The organism is Streptomyces sp. NC-S4, from assembly GCF_054353315.1.
In genome coordinates, this window is record NZ_CM135937.1 from 5,774,994 (window position 1) to 5,792,530 (window position 17,537).

18 protein-coding genes are annotated in these 17,537 nt (G+C 73.1%); 7 read left to right on the forward strand and 11 right to left on the reverse strand.

Features of this window, described 5'->3' with window-relative positions; genetic code table 11:
• The first annotated feature begins 19 nt into the window (after positions 1-19).
• Entirely contained in the window at positions 20-1,297 is a 1,278-nt protein-coding gene (locus ACXNSR_RS26180) for a styrene monooxygenase/indole monooxygenase family protein (RefSeq protein WP_458637876.1), read from the forward strand.
• Here ACXNSR_RS26180 and ACXNSR_RS26185 read toward each other — a convergent pair.
• The 7 genes from ACXNSR_RS26185 to ACXNSR_RS26215 form a co-directional block, all read right to left on the reverse strand.
• Positions 1,231-2,430 carry a C40 family peptidase gene (locus tag ACXNSR_RS26185; RefSeq protein ID WP_458637877.1) on the reverse strand — a complete coding sequence of 400 codons (1,200 nt, stop codon included), beginning with the start codon at positions 2,428-2,430 and terminating at the stop codon, positions 1,231-1,233. The two genes, ACXNSR_RS26180 and ACXNSR_RS26185, sit on opposite strands and share 67 nt — an antisense overlap.
• 469 nt (positions 2,431-2,899) lie before the next feature.
• Positions 2,900-3,823, reverse strand: a complete 924-nt coding sequence (locus ACXNSR_RS26190) for an RNA polymerase sigma-70 factor (protein WP_458637878.1) — start codon at positions 3,821-3,823, stop codon at positions 2,900-2,902.
• A 77-nt stretch (positions 3,824-3,900) separates the two neighbouring features.
• Positions 3,901-4,374, reverse strand: a complete 474-nt coding sequence (locus ACXNSR_RS26195; RefSeq protein WP_458637879.1) for a carboxymuconolactone decarboxylase family protein — start codon at positions 4,372-4,374, stop codon at positions 3,901-3,903.
• A 96-nt stretch (positions 4,375-4,470) separates the two neighbouring features.
• Positions 4,471-5,469: an alpha/beta hydrolase gene (locus ACXNSR_RS26200; protein WP_458637880.1), complete on the reverse strand. Its 999-nt coding sequence runs from the start codon at positions 5,467-5,469 to the stop codon at positions 4,471-4,473.
• Between the two features lie 71 nt (positions 5,470-5,540).
• Positions 5,541-6,008, reverse strand: coding sequence for a hypothetical protein (locus ACXNSR_RS26205; RefSeq protein ID WP_458637881.1), 468 nt, complete (start codon positions 6,006-6,008; stop codon positions 5,541-5,543).
• Positions 6,009-6,101: 93 nt separating this feature from the next.
• Positions 6,102-6,509, reverse strand: coding sequence for an SHOCT domain-containing protein (locus ACXNSR_RS26210; RefSeq protein ID WP_458637882.1), 408 nt, complete (start codon positions 6,507-6,509; stop codon positions 6,102-6,104).
• Positions 6,509-6,916, reverse strand: coding sequence for a DUF6325 family protein (locus ACXNSR_RS26215; protein ID WP_458637883.1), 408 nt, complete (start codon positions 6,914-6,916; stop codon positions 6,509-6,511). The genes ACXNSR_RS26210 and ACXNSR_RS26215 overlap by 1 nt, the downstream gene beginning before the upstream one ends.
• A 118-nt stretch (positions 6,917-7,034) precedes the next feature.
• On the opposite strand from ACXNSR_RS26215, the gene ACXNSR_RS26220 reads away from it, so the two are divergent.
• Together ACXNSR_RS26220 and ACXNSR_RS26225 are read left to right on the forward strand one after the other, a co-directional pair.
• A complete protein-coding gene (locus ACXNSR_RS26220) occupies positions 7,035-8,405 on the forward strand; it encodes an FtsW/RodA/SpoVE family cell cycle protein (protein WP_458637884.1) in 1,371 nt (456 codons plus the stop codon).
• On the forward strand, positions 8,402-9,862 hold the full coding sequence (locus ACXNSR_RS26225) for a penicillin-binding transpeptidase domain-containing protein (RefSeq protein ID WP_458637885.1): 1,461 nt from the start codon (positions 8,402-8,404) through the stop codon (positions 9,860-9,862). The genes ACXNSR_RS26220 and ACXNSR_RS26225 overlap by 4 nt, the downstream gene beginning before the upstream one ends.
• 40 nt (positions 9,863-9,902) lie before the next feature.
• On the opposite strand, the gene ACXNSR_RS26230 is transcribed toward ACXNSR_RS26225, so the two are convergent.
• Positions 9,903-11,012, reverse strand: coding sequence for a ferritin-like domain-containing protein (locus ACXNSR_RS26230; RefSeq protein ID WP_458637886.1), 1,110 nt, complete (start codon positions 11,010-11,012; stop codon positions 9,903-9,905).
• Positions 11,013-11,180: 168 nt separating this feature from the next.
• Between ACXNSR_RS26230 and ACXNSR_RS26235 the strand changes: the two genes are divergently transcribed.
• The 3 genes from ACXNSR_RS26235 (at position 11,181) to ACXNSR_RS26245 (ending at position 13,194) form a co-directional block, all read left to right on the forward strand.
• Positions 11,181-12,110 (forward strand): AurF N-oxygenase family protein, encoded by a 930-nt coding sequence (locus ACXNSR_RS26235; RefSeq protein WP_458637887.1) that lies wholly within the window; start codon positions 11,181-11,183, stop codon positions 12,108-12,110.
• Between the two features lie 90 nt (positions 12,111-12,200).
• On the forward strand, positions 12,201-12,914 hold the full coding sequence (locus ACXNSR_RS26240; RefSeq protein WP_458637888.1) for a TetR/AcrR family transcriptional regulator: 714 nt from the start codon (positions 12,201-12,203) through the stop codon (positions 12,912-12,914).
• 10 nt (positions 12,915-12,924) lie between these two features.
• On the forward strand, positions 12,925-13,194 hold the full coding sequence (locus tag ACXNSR_RS26245; protein WP_458637889.1) for a hypothetical protein: 270 nt from the start codon (positions 12,925-12,927) through the stop codon (positions 13,192-13,194).
• Between the two features lie 568 nt (positions 13,195-13,762).
• Here ACXNSR_RS26245 and ACXNSR_RS26250 read toward each other — a convergent pair.
• The 3 genes from ACXNSR_RS26250 to ACXNSR_RS26260 form a co-directional block, all read right to left on the reverse strand.
• A complete protein-coding gene (locus ACXNSR_RS26250) occupies positions 13,763-15,013 on the reverse strand; it encodes a histidine kinase dimerization/phospho-acceptor domain-containing protein (protein WP_458637890.1) in 1,251 nt (416 codons plus the stop codon).
• The gene (locus ACXNSR_RS26255; RefSeq protein ID WP_458637891.1) at positions 15,010-15,750 is read right to left on the reverse strand and encodes a hypothetical protein; all 741 of its coding nucleotides are present in this window, start codon (positions 15,748-15,750) and stop codon (positions 15,010-15,012) included. Before ACXNSR_RS26255 ends, ACXNSR_RS26250 begins: the two co-directional genes overlap by 4 nt.
• Positions 15,751-15,835: 85 nt before the next feature.
• Positions 15,836-16,480 (reverse strand): hypothetical protein, encoded by a 645-nt coding sequence (locus ACXNSR_RS26260; RefSeq protein ID WP_458637892.1) that lies wholly within the window; start codon positions 16,478-16,480, stop codon positions 15,836-15,838.
• Between the two features lie 186 nt (positions 16,481-16,666).
• Here ACXNSR_RS26260 and ACXNSR_RS26265 point away from each other — a divergent pair, with 186 nt between their 5' ends.
• Entirely contained in the window at positions 16,667-17,503 is an 837-nt protein-coding gene (locus ACXNSR_RS26265; RefSeq protein WP_458637893.1) for a nuclease-related domain-containing protein, read from the forward strand.
• Positions 17,504-17,537: the final 34 nt, after the last annotated feature.

Consider the following 17,537-nt stretch of genomic DNA (forward strand, 5'->3'; position numbering starts at 1 on the left):
CGAACGGAGAGCGTGAGAGATGCGCAGGATACTTGTCGTCGGAGCCGGCCAGTCCGGTCTCCAGCTCGCCCTCGGACTCCAGTCGAAGGGGTACGAGGTCACCCTCATGTCCAACCGGACGGCGGACGAGATCCGCACCGGGCGGGTGATGTCCACGCAGTGCATGTTCGACACGGCCCTGCAGCACGAGCGCGATCTCCGGATCAACTTCTGGGAGCAGCAGGCCCCGAAGATCGAGGGCCTCGGCGTCTCCGTCGCCACCCCCGACGCCGGCCGCGCCATCGACTGGCTCGGCAGGCTCAAGGGCTACGCGCAGTCCGTCGACCAGCGGGTGAAGATGGCCGGCTGGCTCGACACCTTCGTCCAGCGCGGCGGGCAGCTCGTCATCCACGGCGCCTCGGTGGCCGACCTCGACTTCTTCTCCCGTACGTACGACCTGGTGCTGGTGGCCGCCGGCAAGGGCGAACTCGTCTCGATGTTCGGGCGGGACGCGGCGCGTTCCCCGTACGACGCCCCGCAGCGCTCGCTCGCCGTCGCCTACGTGCACGGCCTGGGCCCGCGCCCGGAGCACCCGGAGACGGAAGCGGTCCGCTGCAACCTGGTCCCGGGCGTCGGCGAGCTGTTCGTCATGCCCACCCTGACCACCTCGGGCCGGGCGGACATCCTGTTCTGGGAGGGCCTCCCCGGCGGTCCGCTGGACGTCTTCAACGGCGTCAAGGACCCGGCGGAGCACCTGGCGCTCACACTGGAGCTGATGCAGAAGTTCGTGCCGTGGGAGTACTCCCGGGCGACGAAGACGGAGCTGACGGACGCGGGCGCCACGCTCGCCGGGCGTTACGCGCCGGTCGTCCGCAACCCGATCGGACGCCTCCCCGGCGGCGGCCTGGTGCTGGGCGTCGCGGACGTGGTCGTCGCGAACGACCCGATCACCGGGCAGGGCTCGAACTCCGCCGCGAAGTGCGCGGCCTCGTACCTGTCGTCGATCCTGATGCACGGGGACAAGCCGTTCGACGAGGCCTGGATGAAGGCCACCTTCGACAAGTACTGGTTCACCACGGGCAAGCCGGTGACCCAGTGGACGAACGCGATGCTGGGCGTCCCGCCGGAGCACGTACTGAACCTGATCGGCGCGGCCGGGCAGCTCCAGCCGGTGGCGAATCGATTCGCCAACGGCTTCGACAACCCGGCCGACTTCGACTCGTACTTCTACGACCCCGAGGACACCGCCGACTACCTGGCGGAAGTCGCTTCCGCGTCGGCGTCCGCGTCGGCCTCCGGGGCCTCCTCCGCGGAGTAGCCGGCGTCGTCCCCCACCCCGCCCGTCGCCGCCTCCGGCAGCTCGGGCGGGGTGAACTCCGCGAGCGGGGCACCGTCCGGGTCCGGCCGGACCGCCCCCAGCAGAGGATTCGCCGCGATCGGCGAGACCTTCACCCGCGCCCCCGGCCGCGGCGCCTGGATCACCTTGCCGTCGCCGACGTACAGGCCCACATGCGTCGCCTTGGGGAAGTAGACCACCAGGTCCCCGGGGCGCAGCCGGTCCAGCGGCACCTTCGGCAGCTGCGCCCACTGCTCCTGACTCGTCCGCGGGATGACACGCCCGGCGTGCGCCCAGGCCTGCGAGGTCAGCCCGGAACAGTCGAAGGACCCCGGCCCCTCGGCGCCCCAGACGTACGGCTTGCCGATCTGCGCCGCCGCGTACCTGAGGGCGGCCCCACCGGCCGCCGTGGGGGTGCCCGTACGGGTGGGCAGGCGGCCCGAACCGACCAGGTCCCGCTGCGCGGCAGCGGTGTTCTCGGCCTCCTGCGCGCCGAGCCGGGTCAGCTGATCCGGAGTCAGGGAGGCCAGCAGCCGCTCGACCTCCTTGAGCTGCGCCGCGACCTCGTCCTTGTGCAGCTTCTGCTGCGCGGCCAGGGACTGCCGGTTGTCCAGGGCCTCGCGGGCCCGTACGGCGAGCGCGTCGGCCTTCTTCTCGCCCCGGGCGAGCCGGGCCAGCAGGCCCGCCCGCCGGGCACCCTCGCGGGCGGCGAGCCGATGCTGGTCCAGGGCCGCCTGCGGGTTCCCGGCGAGCAGCATCCGCGCGTACGGGGACAGCCCCAGGCCGCCCTGGTACTGCTCCCGGGCGAGCCGCCCGGCGAGGGCCCGCTCGGAGTCGAGCGCGGTACGGGCCCTGCCGAGCTCGGAGGCGCGCAGCCGCTCCTCTGCCTGGCCGGCGCGGAGGGCCACGTCGGTAGCGTTGTAGGCCTCGGCGGCCTCCTCGGCCTTCTGGTACAGGCCCTGCAGGCGGGTGAGCAGCACCCCGACGGACTCCCCTTCGGGAAGCCCGGGCTCGGCCCCGGCCCCCGGGACCGGCCCGGCGAGGACGAGCGCTGCGGCGATGCAGACGGCACGAAGCGGCCGGTACGACAGCCGACGTGACAGCCGATGTGACATGGGATCACCTCCGAGGCGGCCGATGCTGCCACGCCCGGTATGACAAATCCCCCAGCGAATCCGGCCGGTCGCCGGCCCTCACCCGGTTGGGGGCGGTGGCGGGGGCGGTGGCGGGGGCTTCGGGGAGCGGGAGCGGCCGGGGCGGTATCGGGCAGGTGCGACGGGGGCTTCGAGGGCGGGATCCTCTCGGGCGGCATCAGGGATGTGCTGGGGGTTTCCCGGCAGTCTTTCGTTTCTCCGGGGCGGGACGGTCGGTCAAGGGTGGCCGTAGGCCATCGCGAAGCGACGCGACGGAGGAGCGCCCTTGAGGGACCGGCCCGACACGGAGGGACGATGGGACTGACGGGAAACCCCCATACCCTTCCCTGATTCGGATCGAGTGGCTCCCGCTCTCCGGAGCCCCCGCCCCACCGTCCGACCCCGGTCGATCGGCTCCCGCCCCCCCCGCCCCCCGCCCGCCCCGCGCCCGTCACCTCGCCGCGCGGCGGGCCTCGCGGATTGCGCGGGTGATCGCCCAGGCGTCCGCCACCGGGCCCAGGTGGGAGAGCTTGTCGGGGTTGACCAGCGAGCGGATGGTGCTGATCCTGCCGTCGAGCATCTCGAAGGCCAGGACGTGGAGCACCCGGCCCTCCGGGTCGCGGACGATCGCGCCCGGCTCGCCGTTCACGTCGTGGGGCTCGGCGGTCACGCCGATGCGGGACAGCCAGGGGAAGAACGCGGCGAGCAGGCGGGCCACGTTCTCCGCGCCGTTGATGGTCTTCGCCAGCTGCGGGGCCTTGCCGCCGCTGTCCCCGACCAGTTGGGCGTCCGCGGCCAGCAGTCGCTGCAGTCCGGTGATGTCGCCGTCCTTCATCGCGTCCAGGAACCGCGTCGCCAGTTCCTGCCGCTCCTGACGCTCAGCCCGGAACCTCGGCCGGCTGGCCTCCATGTGCCGCCGCGCCCGGACCAGCAGTTGGCGGCAGGCCGCCTCCGAGCGGCCCACCGCCGCGGCGACCTCGTCGAAGCCGAAGGCGAAGACCTCTCGTAGGACGAACACCGAGCGTTCCAGCGGGCTGAGCCGCTCCAGGAGCAGCAGCGCGGCCATGGACACCGAGTCCGCCAGCTCCACCGACCGCGCCGGGTCCTGGTAGGGATCGCTCAGCAGGGGCTCCGGGAACCACGGTCCGACGTACTCCTCGCGACGCACCCGCGCGGAGCGCAGTACGTCGATCGAGAGCCGGGTGACCGTCGTCGACAGGAAGGCCTTGGTGGATGCGGGCCGGGTCGCCGAGGCGTCGAAGCGCAGCCAGGTCTCCTGCACCGCGTCCTCGGCCTCGCTCACGCTGCCCAGAATCCGGTACGCGATCGAGAACAGCAGTGGTCGCAGGTCCTCGAACTCCTCGACCTTGCTCATGTCGGCCTCCCTCCCCCAGCGGTCCTGAATGATCATCAGGGTGGCGGTGGGGGAGGGCAAGTCTTCGCCGGTGGCGTTCAGTGGAACTGCCCGGCCACGTAGTCGCCGCCCGGCTGCTGGGTGATGAGGTTGATCCGGTTCGCCATGTTCATGAAGGCGATCAGCAGCACGAGGGCGTTGAGCTCCTCCTCGTCGTAGTGCTTGGCGGCCCGTGCCCACACCTCGTCGGCCACCCCGCCCGCCCCGTCCGCGGTCCGGGTGCCTTCCTCCGCCAGTTCCAGCGCGGCACGCTCGGCCTCGGTGAAGACCGTGGCCTCACGCCACGCCGCCACCAGGTGCAGCCGTACCGGGGTCTCGCCGGCGGCCGCGGCTTCCTTGGTGTGCATGTCGATGCAGACGGCGCAGCCGTTGATCTGGCTCACGCGCAGCGACACCAGCTCCTGCGTCGCGGCCGGCAGCGGCGACTCCTTGATCACCTTGCCGGCCGACATGAGGTGCTTCAGGGCCTTGCCGGTGGTCGGGCCGGCGAAGAGGTTCAGTCGCGCGTCCATGGTGTGCTCCTCGGTGGTCGTCGTTGGCTACACCCCCGAGACGAGATGGCCCGGCCTCCTGTGACATGGGCGCGTGTGACCTGCGTCTCGCGGGGCCTACGTCTCCCGGTTCTCGGACTGCGTGAGTACGCGTCGGAGCCAGCGCGTACGGGCGTCGCGGGCGTCCCGGCTGAGGGCCGCCTCGGGGGCGAGGCTGTCGAAGCCGTGGAAGGCGCCGGGCCATACGTGGAGTTCGGCCTGGCCGCCGGCTCGCCAGAGGGCGTCGGCGTAGGCCACGTCCTCGTCCCGGAAGGTCTCGACCGACCCGACGTCGATGTAGGCCGGGGGGAGCCCGGACAGGTCCGTGGCGCGGGCGGGGGCCGCGTAGGGCGGGAGGTCCGGGGCGCCGAAGCGGTCGCCGAGGAGTGCCTGCCACCCGGTGGCGTTGGAGGTGCGGTCCCAGATGTCGACACCGGCCATCTGGTGGCTGGAGAAGGTGGTGCCGCGGTCGTCGAGCATCGGGCACAGGAGCAGCTGGCCGATCGGCGCCGGGCCACCCCGGTCGCGGGTGAGCAGGGCGAGCGCCGCGGCGAGGCCGCCGCCCGCGCTCTTGCCGCCGATGACGATGCGGTCCGCGTCGATGCCGAGCTCGTGGGCGTGCTCGGCCGCCCAGACAAGGCCGGCGTAGCAGTCCTCCACCGGTTCGGGGTACCGGACCCGGGGCGCCAGGCCGTATTCGACGGAGATGACGGCCATGCGGAGGGGGAGGGCCCATTCGTGCAGCAGCTGCGGGACGACGGACGGGGCGTTGCCCACGACCATGCCGCCGCCGTGCATGTAGTACAGCAGGGGGAGCGGGCCGGTGGTCCCTGCGGGTCGGGCGCTCACGAGCGTGACGCCGCGTCCCGGTACGCGCAGCTCCTCCACCTCGAAGAGGCCGTCGGCCCGGAGTTCCCGGACCGTCGGCCGGGCCCGGGTCGCGAGGTCCTGTTCCTGCTGGGCCGCGAGGTTCTCGGGGGTGAGCGGCTCGCGTACCGCCTCGCCCAGAGCGGCCAGTGCGCGGCCCAGTTCGGGGTCGACGGGGGGCGCCGCGCCGTCCGTACGGGGGGTTTCCATGCGCCGTAGTCAAGCAGCCGCCGCGAGGCCGCGAGGGGCGACGGCCGAACCCGACGGCCCGTGGTGCGCGGTTACTCGAAGACCACGCGGTCGGGCCGCCCCGTCGCGCGGACGTCGACGACGGCGAACCCGTCCTCGTGGCGCAGGAGGTGCTGGACCCCGTCCGAGGCCGAATGCCGCAGGAAGCCGACCCACCCCCGGGTGGTCGCGAGCTCGAGCACCCATTCGACGACCTCCATCACGATCCCGAACTCGTCCTCGTGGACGCAGGTCCGGACGGTCAGGGCCCAGGGCGTGCCGCCGTCCGCGTACGTCCTGTCCGTCCGCAGCAGGGACGAGCTGTCCACACCGTCGAAGGCGTGGCTCGGGGTGCCGCCGTCGAAGACCTGCCACGGGTACCCCCAGGCCTCCCAGTCGGCCGATACGAGCTGGGTCGGCGCCTCCGCCTCGCCCAGGAGCCACCTCAGCTCCCGCATTGCCGGCTCGGGCAGGTCCTCCGGCAGTTCCACCGTCAGGAACAGGTCGTAGTAGTCACTCATGCGGTCGATTGTGGATCCGGCCACCGACAATGCGCCGGGACGGTGTTGTCGCCCGGGCCGGGGTCTGCGTCGCGGCTGTCGCGGCCGTCGCGGTCAGCCCCGCAGCAGGCGGGCCTTGGCCGTCGTGAACTCCTGGGGGGTCAGCAGGCCTTCGCGGGCCAGGCCGGCGAGCTGGGTGAGCTCCGCGACCAGGCCGGCCGGGGCGGGTCCGGGCGGGATCACCGGCCCCGGCCCCGGCTCCGGCCCCGGCTCCGGCTCGTCCGGCTGCGGGGGCTCGGGCGGAGCTTCGACCGGCGCCCCGGTCGCGGGCCGCTCGACCTGTGCCCCGGCCCGGTCCGGCGTGCCCGCCGGGCTCGTGGCACTCTCCGGGCCCTGTGTTCCCACCGAGCCCGCCGTCGGCTCCGCCGCTCCCGACGCCCGTGCCAGCAGGCCCCGCAGCAGCGGGTGCCCCGGCGGGCGGTTCGCGGCGCGGACCGTTACTCCCATCGGGCGGATGAACATCAGGCCACCCCCGCCCGTGGATCCGCCGGTACCCGGTCCGGCGGGATGCGGACCGAGCCGACGATCCGGCCGCCCGCGGCCCGTACGGCGATCGCCGCGTCCTCGGCCCACAGGTGCTCGACGACGAGCAGCAGCGCGCAGCTCCCGCGTGCCAGCAGCCCCGCCGCCTCCTGGATGTCCTCCGGCCCGATCAGCCGCGCCACGTCCCGGCCCGTCAGCAGGCCGTTCAGTTCGACGAACTCGTCGAACTCGGCCGCCAGCACTTCCCCCGACGCCGTCCTCGTCGCCACGATCCCGTCGATCAGCCGGACCACCCCGGTCTTGCGCAGTCCCATCACGGCCTCGACCGCAGGGGCCCGCAGCTGTTCCTCCGGGAAGGCGAGGACGATGAATTCCACAGGTCCCATGCGTCTCGGCTCCTCACGTGCGGGGTTACTTCCGATACTTCCGACCGTTTATGACGACTCTTCGGCACACTATGGCATAAGCGGACATATCATCCGCCCGCTTGCTACGTTTCGGTGCATGACCGCTCTGACGGCAAAGGTGGCGGAGCCCGCCCCGCCCCCGCCCCCGGGCGCCGGCGCCCCCAAACGGCGCGGCGTCGAGCTGACCCTCCTCGCCGGAGCCGTTCTGATCTCCGTCCTCGGTCACCTCTGCGTGGGCCTCGCGACCACCGGCCGCATCCCCGGCCCCGCCGCCCGCTACGCCACCGGTCTGTGCGTCGCCGCCCTGCTCGCGCACCTCGCCGTCCGCCTGCGGGCCCCGTACGCCGACCCCCTCCTGCTCCCCATCGCCGCCCTCCTCAACGGCCTCGGCCTCGTCCTCATCCAGCGCCTCGACGCGACCACTCCCGGGCACCTCACCGCCGGGGACCAGCTCCTGTGGTCCGCGCTGGGCGTGGCGCTCTTCGTACTGGTCGTCGCGCTGCTCGGCGACCACCGGGTGCTCCAGCGCTACGCGTACCTCTCCGTCGCGGTGGCCCTCGTCCTGATGCTGATCCCCGTCTTCTTCCCGGCGGTCAACGGCGCGCACATCTGGATCCGGTTCGCCGGGCTCTCCTTCCAGCCGGGGGAGTTCGCCAAGATCCTGCTCGCCGTCTTCTTCGCCGCCTACCTCGCCGCGAACCGCACCGCGCTCGCCCTCACCGGTCGTCGGCTCTTCTGGAAGCTCCGGCTCCTCCCGGGCCGCGTCCTCGGCCCGATCCTCGCGATCTGGCTGCTCAGCGTCGGTGTGCTGGTCCTGGAGCGGGACCTGGGGACCTCACTGCTGTTCTTCGGACTGTTCGTGATCATGCTGTTCACCGCCACCGGGCGGATCGGCTGGATCGCGATCGGACTGCTTCTCGCCGCCCTCGGCGCGTACGCCGTCGGGACCTTCGAACCGCACGTGCACGGCCGGGTGGACGACTGGCTGCACCCCTTCGCCTCCATCGAGCGCGGAGAGGGCCCCGGCCAGCTCGCCCAGTCCCTCTTCGCCTTCGGCGCCGGCGGCCTCCTCGGCGCCGGCCTCGGGCACGGCCAGTCCTTCCTCATCGGCTTCGCCGCCAAGTCGGACTTCGTCCTCGCCACCGCCGGCGAGGAGCTCGGCCTCGTCGGCCTCACCGCGATCCTGCTCCTCTACGGGCTCCTCGTCGCCCGCGGCTTCCGCGCCGGGCTCGCCCTGCGCGACCCCTTCGGACGGCTGCTCGCCACCGGGCTCGCCTCGATCGTCGCGCTCCAGGTCTTCGTCATCGCCGGCGGCGTCACCGGCCTGATCCCGCTCACCGGCATGGCCATGCCCTTCCTCGCGCAGGGCGGCTCCTCCGTCGTCACCAACTGGATCATCGTCGCCCTGCTGGTCCGGCTCAGCGACAGCGCCCGCAGACCCCGCCCCGCGAAGGAGCCGGCCGAGTGATCCGCTACATCCGCTGGTGCGCGTACTTCTGCGCCCTCCTGCTGGTCGCCCTGCTGGTCAACATCGCCCGCGTGCAGGTCTGGGAGTCCGCCGCCTACGGCGCGAACCCGGCCAACAAGCGCTCCGCCATCGAGCGCTACGCCGAACCGCGGGGGGACATCCTGGTCGACGGGCGCCCCGTCACCGGCTCCCGCGACAGCGGCCAACTGCTGCGCTACGAACGGACGTACGCGAACGGCCCGCTCTACGCGCCCGTCACCGGCTTCTCCTCCCAGATCTACGGGACCAGCTTCGTCGAGCGCGCCGAGGACGCGGTCCTGTCGGGCACCGACCCCGGGCTCTCCGCCTTCCCGCTCTGGTACGAACTGGCCCGCGGCCGCCCCGCCGGCGGGAACGCCGCCACCACCGTCCGCGCCGGCATGCAGCGCGCCGCGTACGCCGGGCTCGCGGGCAAGCGGGGCGCGGTGGCCGCCGTCGAGCCGGCCACAGGGAAGATCCTCGCCCTGGTCAGCAGCCCGTCGTACGATCCCGCCGTGCTCTCCGGCACGGGTACGAAGGTCAAGGAGGCCTGGTCGGCCCTGAACGCGGACCCCGCCCGGCCGATGCTCAACCGGGCGCTGCGCGAGACGTACCCGCCCGGCTCCACCTTCAAGATCGTGACGGCTGCGGCCGCACTCGACGCGGGCGTGGTCACCGATGTGGACGCGCCGACCCGGACCCCCGACCCCTACCCGCTGCCCGGGACCAGGACCCTGCTGCCGAACGCGGGCACCGGCTGCGAGGACGCCTCGATGGCGGAGGCGGTGCAGTGGTCCTGCAACACGGTGATGGCCAAGATCGGCGTACAGGTGGGACTGCGCGGGATGGTGGAGGCGGCGCGGCGCTTCGGCTTCAACACCGAGGGGCTGCGGGTGCCCTCGTGGGTGTCCCGGTCGAACTTCGACACCGACATGAGCCAGGACCAGCTGGCCCTGTCCTCGATCGGCCAGTTCAACACCACGGCGACACCGCTGCAGATGGCGATGGTGGCGGCGGCCGTCGCGAACGGCGGCGAGCTCACCTACCCCTACCTGGTGGAACGGACCACCCAGGACGACGGTTCCCAGGTCCGGCGCGGCGACCAGCGCAGCCTGGGCCGGGCCATGAACCCGGCCACCGCCGTCCGGCTGCAGGAACTGATGGTCAAGGTGGTGGAGAACGGGACGGGCCGCAACGCGGCGATCCCGGGCGCGGTGGTCGGCGGCAAGACGGGCACCGCGCAGCACGGGGTCGGCAACGCGGGGACCCCGTACGCCTGGTTCATCTCCTGGGCCCGGGCCGAGGGCACGGTGTCGGCGCAGGTGGCGGTCGCGGTGGTGGTCGAGGACGCGTCGGCGGACCGGGGCGACATCAGCGGCAACGGCGCGGCGGCGCCGATCGCGCGGGCGGTGATGCAGGCCGCGCTGGCGACCGGCTGACACCCGGCCCGGCCGCCGGGGAGGGAGCCCGGGCACCCCGCTACGGGGCGCCCGACCCGTCGGCTATGGCGGCCTCGACCTCGGCCACCCGCGCCGCCTCCTCGGCCGCGAACCGCTCGCGGTCGAGGGCCTCGGCGATCTCCTCGTCCTGGCTCATCAGCAGGTCCAGGTTCGAGTCGCCCATGTCGAAGACACCGAGGTCCAGATAGGCCCGCTGCAGCCGCTCGCCCCACAGCCCGATGTCCTTCACGCACGGCACGATCCTGCTGAACAGCAGCTTGCGGAACAGCTGCAGGAACTCCGACTGCTCACTGAGCAGCGTCGCCTCCTTGGCCGCGATCCCGAAGTTCTCCAGCACCTCCACCCCGAGCAGCCGGTCCCGCATCAGGTAGCAGCCCTCGATCACGAACTCCTCGCGCTCGCGCAGTTCGGCGTCCGTGAGCTGCTTGTAGTAGTCGCGCAGTGCCATCCGCCCGAAGGCCACGTGCCGGGCCTCGTCCTGCATCACGTACGCCAGGAGCTGCTTGGGCAGCGGCTTGGTGGTCGTGTCGCGGATCAGGCCGAAGGCGGCCAGCGCCAGCCCCTCGATGAGCACCTGCATGCCCAGGTACGGCATGTCCCAGCGGGAGTCGCGCAGGGTGTCGCCCAGCAGCCCCTGGAGACTGTCGTTGATCGGGTACAGCATCCCGACCTTTTCGTGCAGGAAGCGCCCGAAGATCTCGGCGTGCCGGGCCTCGTCCATGGTCTGCGTGGCGGAGTAGAACTTCGCGTCCAGGTCCGGCACCGACTCCACGATCCGTGCCGCGCACACCATCGCGCCCTGTTCGCCGTGCAGGAACTGGCTGAAGTTCCAGGAGGCGTAGTGCCGGCGCAGCTCGCCCTTGTCCTTCGCGGTGAGCTTGGCCCAGTGCCGCGTCCCGTACAGCGGCAGCGCCTCCTCGGGCGTGCCCAGCGCGTCGTACGGGTCCACCTCGATGTCCCAGTCGATGCGCTTGCCGCCGTCCCACTGCTTGTCCTTGCCCTTCTGGTAGAGCGCCAGGAGCCGCTCGCGGCCGTCGGCGTACTCCCAGCTGAAGCGGGCGGAGCCGGCGGCGGGTACCTGCCAGACCGGCTCGCCCGGGTTCTCGGTGTAGAGCTCGTGCGTCGACACTGACGCCCCCTCGTCTCACGTACTGCCGTGTGGGACCGGACAGTTGGCAGCGTCACACGTTGGTAGACACGGGGTCAACAAGTCGTGCGCGAGGGATTGACGACCTTGCTGACAGGCAGTCTCATAAGAGGAGACCGCCGGTAACTCGACGACGAGGTGTCCGAACCCATGACGACCGTGACCGAACGCGCTGCGCTGGGGGACGCCCTCGGCCTGCTCAAGGACCGCGAGCAGATAGCCGAGCGACTCCTCGAATCCTCGGCCAAGCACTCCTTCGACCCCGACAAGGAACTCGACTGGGACGCCCCGCCGATCGAGGGCAAGTACTACTGGCCGCCGGAACTCCTCTCCCTCTACGACACCCCGCTGTGGAAGAAGATGGGGGAGGAGCAGCGCATCGACCTCTCCCGCCACGAGGCGGCGGCGCTCGGCTCGCTCGGCATCTGGTTCGAGATCATCCTCATGCAGCTCCTGGTCCGACACATCTACGACAAGTCCCTGACCAGCAATCACGTCCGCTACGCGCTCACCGAGATCGCCGACGAGTGCCGCCACTCGATGATGTTCGCCCGCATGATCCAGAAGGCCGGCGCCCCCGAGTACCCGGTCTCCCGCGTCAACCACAACCTCGCCCGGATCCTGAAGACCGTCTCCACCACCCCCGGCTCCTTCGCCTGCACCCTCCTCGGCGAGGAGATCCTCGACTGGATGCAGCGCCTGACCTTCCCCGACGAGCGCATCCAGCCACTGGTCCGCGGCGTCACCCGGATCCACGTCATCGAGGAGGCCCGGCACGTCCGCTACGCCCGCGAGGAACTGCGCCGCCAGATGCTCACGGCCCCGCGCTGGGAGCAGGAACTCACCCGGATCAGCTGCGGCGAGGCCGCCCGCGTCTTCTCGCTGGCCTTCGTGAACCCGGCCGTCTACGACAACATCGGCCTGGACCGCCGCGAAGCCGTCGCCCAGGTGAAGGCGAGCGGCCACCGCCGCGAGGTCATGCAGAGCGGAGCGAAGCGGCTCACCGACTTCCTCGACGACATCGGTGTGCTGCGCGGGGTCGGCCGCCGGCTCTGGCAGAGCTCGGGGCTGCTGGCGTAGGCCGTCCCATCCGGATCCTGCCGGGCCGCGGTCCGGGCCCGATCCGCAGGACCTCCACTCGTCCGGCGCCCGCGGGGCTACGCTGCGGACATGACCGTACGCGCGTACCGCAGGCTGAGCGTCGAGGAGCGGCGAGCCCAGCTCCTCGACGCCGCCCTCTCGCTGTTCGCGCACCGAGCGCCGGAAGAGGTCTCGCTCGACGACGTCGCCGAGGCCGCCGGGGTGTCCCGCCCGCTGGTCTACCGCTACTTCCCGGGCGGCAAGCAGCAGCTCTACGAGGCCGCCCTCCGCTCCGCCGCCGAACTCCTCGAACTGTGCTTCGCCGAACCCCAGCAGGGGCCCCTGACCCGGCGGCTGTCCCGGGCCCTGGACCGCTACCTCGCCTTCGTCGACGAGCACGACGCCGGCTTCGCCGCCCTCCTCCAGGGCGGCAGCGTCGTGGAGACCTCCCGCACCACGGCGACGGTCGACGGCATCCGGCGGGCCGCGGCCGAGCAGATCCTCTTCCACCTGGGCGTACCGGCTCCCGGACCCCGGCTGCGCATGATGGTCCGTACGTGGATCACGGCCGTCGAGGCGGCGTCCCTCATCTGGATCGACGAGGGCAAGCAGCCCGAGGTGGAGCACCTCCGGGACTGGCTGCTGGACCAGTTCGTCGCGCTGCTGACGGCCACGGCGGCCACGGACCCGGAGACGGCCGCGGCCGCCCGGGCCGCCCTCGCCCTGGAATCGGCCGACGGCCCGGTCGGGGTCCTGGCCCGCCGTGTGATCCCGGTGGTGTCCGAGGCCGCCCACCTGCTGTGACACTGGTGGGGTGAGAAGCCAACCGACCCCGTTCGAGGGCGGCCCGATGGACGGCCGGGTCCTCCCCGTCCTCCTCGGCCCGACCGGACACCCCCCGAAGTGGTACGAGATCCCCGTCCCGGCGCCGGAGGGCGGCCCGCCGACGGTACTGCTGTACGAACGCGTCCCGGCGGGGTACTCCAAGCGGCTCGGCCTGCAGAAGGGCTGGAAGTACGACTACCGCCCCTCGGGCACCAAGCCCAAGATCCGCTGGCCCTGGACGAAGCCCCCGCACGCCTGAACCGCCGGTCCGGGGCCGCGAGCATCGAGCCGGGCTCGGGATCGGGGCCGGCTCCGCCGGGGCGGGGCTCCGGCCGGCCGGGGGCGTGAGCGTCGGGCAGGGATCCGGTCGGGGCGGTGGCAGGGTGTGCCGGGGCGGGGCTCCGGCCGGGGCCGGGCGCGCGCCGGGGTATCTCCTCGGGCGCCGAACGTGACGGGGCGTCGGAACGCGCAGCGGCAAGGCGTTCGGCGCCCTGCGGGGACACCCCGGCACACACCCGTCCCCGCCCTCCGCCCGGTCCCGCGACGGGGGAGCCGCCGACCCTGTGAACCCAGGACCGGACACCCCGCCGAGCCCGTGCCCGGGCAGCGCGCGGAGGCCGGGGCCGGGTGTGTGCCGGGGCGATCCCCGCAGGGCGCCGAACGCACTGCCGCCCGACTTTCCGACCCCTCGTCACGTTCGGCGCCCGAGGAGACGCCCCGGCGAGCGCCCGGCTCCGGCCGTAGGGGCCGCGCAGCCCACCACCGCCCCGGCGCGTCCGGCCGCTACCGCCGAGCCCGCACGCGTCGAGTCGGCCCCGGCCGGGAGGCTAGTGGCCCGGGAGGCGGAGGACCGCCAGGCCGCCGCCGCCACCGTCCTCCGCCGTGCGGAACTCCAGCCGGGCCCCGATCACCGCTGCCTGGCCCACCGCGATGGTGAGCCCGAGCCCGTGGCCCTTGCCCCCGCTGCGGAAGCGCTGCGGGCCGTGCGCCGCCAGGTACTCGGGGAACCCGTCCCCGTGGTCCCGTACGGTCACCACCGGCCCGTTCACCGTCAGCACGACCGGCTGCCGCCCGTGCTTGTGGGCGTTGGCCACCAGGTTCCCGAGCACCCGTTCCAGCCGCCGCCGGTCCGTCTCCACGTGCGCGTCCCGGACGATCACCACCTCCGAGTCCGTCCCCGACGCCCGCACCACCCGGCGTACCAGCCGCCCCAGCTGGTGCAGATCGCTCTCCACCACCTCGCTGCCCGAGTCCAGCCGGGAGATCTCCAGCAGGTCCTCCGTCAGCTGCCGCATCGTCCGTACCCGCTCGCGCACCAGCTCCGTCGGCCGCCCCTCCGGCAGCAGCTCCGACGCCGCCTGCAGACCCGTCAGCGGTGTGCGCAGCTCGTGCGCCACGTCCGCCGTGAACCGCCGCTCGCTCTCCAGCTTCGACTGCAGGCTCCCGGCCATGGTGTCCAGCGCCGCGGCCACCGTCGCCACCTCGTCCTGGTGCCGCGAGGGCGTCCTCGTGCGCGGGTCGTCCACCCGCGCGTCGAGGTCGCCCTGGGTGATCCGCCGGGCCACGGCCGCCGTCAGGTGCAGTCGCCGGGTCACGCGGGTCACCGCGAAGGCGCCCACCAGCAGCGTGCCGCCGATCGCCAGCAGCGAGGATCCGATGATCGCGTTGTCCAGCCCGCTGATCGTGCGGGCGCTCTGCCCGTAGTCGACGGTGGTCGCGAGGGCGCGGCCGTCCGCCGGGCCCGCCGCCCACATGGTCGGGCGGCCCCGGTGGTCCGCCACCACAGTGCCCCGGCGCCCGCTGACCGCGAGCTTGCGCAGCTCGGGCGGCAGCCCGGCGGGATCCAGCCAGGAACCGCGCGGCAGCGGCTCGCCCGCCTCGTAGGCGCGCGAGACCTCCAGCAGCCTGCCGAGCGCCTTCTCCCGCGCCGTGGCCACCGTCTGCCGGGTCACCTCCACGTGCACGAGGGCGCCCAGCACGGCCGCCAGCGAGCAGCACATCACCACGATGAAGCACGCCGACTTCCAGGTCAGCGTGGCCGTCCAGGCGGGCAGCCGCAGGGGCTTCGCGGGCCTCACGGCCGGTCCGGCGCGGGAGCGGGTTCCCGGCTCCCCGGGGCCTGCGGATTGCCGGGCACCCGCACGATCTGCTCGCGCGTCGGCAGCATGGTGAGCTGCTTCTCGTCCCAGGACCAGGCGGTGATCAGCTCGTAGCCGCGGTTGCCGCTGGGCACGCGCAGGATCACGTCACCCCCGGCCAGTTCCACCGCGATGACGGTCTCCGTGGTCGCCATGATCCGGTTGAGCCGGCCGTCCGCGTCCGCCGTGTACACCCGTACGGACATCATCTTGTCCGGGAACTCGATGCCGACGATCAGCTCGTCCTTGCCGTTGCCCGTGAGGTCCCGGTAGTAGGGCTTCAGCACCGGGCACGCCTCCGGCTCCTTCTCGTCCTCGTCCTTCGGGCACTCCTGGATCGCGGCCGCCGTCCGCGGCGGCATGCCGTCCGCGCCGGTCACGGTGCCCGGATGGGCACGCAGCTCGGCCTGGACGAGGGCCACCGGGTCGACGGCGTGCACGTCCTGGTCGCGGACGGGCGGGATCCCCTTGACGTACTCGGGTGGCGCCCCACCCGGATCGGCGGGCGGTACGGACGCCCCGCGGCGGTCGGGCCACAGATGTACGGGTCCGCTCGCGGTCGGCGTGGAGCCGGCGCTCACCAGCCCGCCGGTGTCCCCGCAGCCCGCCAGCAGCGGGACCAGTGCGAGGAGGGGGAGCAGCGGGCGCGCGAAGACATGCGAGCGCAACCTGTTCACAGCCCCTGTGCCCTTCTGTCCGCGATGGTCCGACGGCCGGTCGCGTCAACCATATGCGGAGGTACAACCGTTTTTCCCAGCGGTCTCAGCTGTCGGTGCGCCCTCGGCGCAGCATCGCGAAGCCCAGCCCGGCTGCGCCGACGGCCGCGATCCCGCCGGCGGCGCCGAGCAGCAGCACACCGTCGCCCGGCCCGTCCGCCAGGGTACCCAGCCGCCGCCCGCTGCCGGAGCCGTCGGCGACGACGCGGGTGTCCCCGGCGGCCGCCTTCCGCGGCACGGAGGCCGGGACGACCTGCCCGCCGTGGGCCTCGTTGCGGGTCCCGGTCTTGTGCCCGTCACCCGCCACGGTGTGGTCGCCGCCCTGGGCCCGGACGTCCCCCACCCACGAGGTCAGCCGCCCGGAGGAGTCCAGTGCCGCGTGCAGGTCGCCGGAGCCGCCGAAGGCGGTGACCCCGTCACGGCTGGTCAGGGTGGCCGTCCTGGTGCCGTCGGCCGCCAGGATCTCGGCCTGGTAGGCGCCGTTGGCCGCGCGGTAGACCTTCGCCGTGGAGACCCCGTCCGCGAGTGAGAGGCTCTTGACGAGGATCGCCCGGGGGGCCGCGGAGTGCGCGGACGAGGCCGCGGGCACCCCCTCGGCCAGGGCGGCGGCGGTGGGCAGCGCCAGCAGACTTCCGGCGCATGCGGCAACGGCGGCGGCGCGAACGAGAGTGCGGCGGCTGACGGTGCTCACGGAGAGGTCCTTCGGTGCCGGTCGGGGCCTGGGCCATCCAGGTGGGTCAAACCTAGGGCCCGGCCGTTGCGGCAGCGCCCCGTTCGTGTAACAGCGGAGTCGCAACGTTCCGTCGGAGTCGTTACACATCCGAGGGATTGCCCTGCGGCTCCCCGGCTGCTCCCATGGACGGCGGGGGTGAGGGCGATGCGCGGACTCAAGGTGCTGCCGAGCGGCCGGCCCGGCCGCGGGCGGCTGTACGTCAATCTGCCCGACGGGCAGGCGGTGGGCTGGTACGACCGGCAGGCCAACCGGATCAGCGTCCTCGCGGACGACCACCGCGAGGCGATCCTGGCCGCGCTCCGCCCCTATCTGAGCGGGACGGTCTCGATCGGCCCGCCCCCGGTTCCCACCGCCTCCGACCTGCGGCGTCTCGCGCTGCCGCCGGATGCGGACCTGGCCCCGAACCGCCCGGGGGAGACCCTGCTGGGCGAACTGGAACACGGCTCGGCGGGCGCCAGGGCCCGGCACCGGCTGCGCCAGGACCTGACCGCGCAGCAGCGGATGGGCGACGCCTTCGACGCCCTGGAACCCGAGGGCTGGCGGACCGTGCACTGCGTTCCGCTGCCGGGCCTGGGCCTCGTCGACCACCTGCTCATCGGCCCGGCGGGGATCTTCTGCGTGCGTACGGTCCCGGGCCGTCGGCAGCGCGCGGTGATCGGTGACCTCCTGCTCACGGTGGGCCGCACGGAACCCCGTCCGGACCCCCGCTGGATCCGCCGCGCGGCGGCCTTCGCCACGGCGGCGCTGGCCGCCGAGGTCACCCCGGCGCTGGCGCTGGTCGACGCCTCGCGGGTCGAGACGGCTCCCACGGTCCGCGACATCCGCGTCCTCCAGCCCCCGACGGCGACCCCGAACCTCGCGGCGTCCCCCACGGCGCTCAAACCCCCTGAGATCGAAGCCCTCTTCGCCCGGGCCCGTGACACCACGACCTGGCTCACCGGCACCGGCGCCGGCGCCGGCACCGGTCACCCCGCCGCCTGAGACCTCAGGCACGCTCGGGCCTCGCCAACGCCGG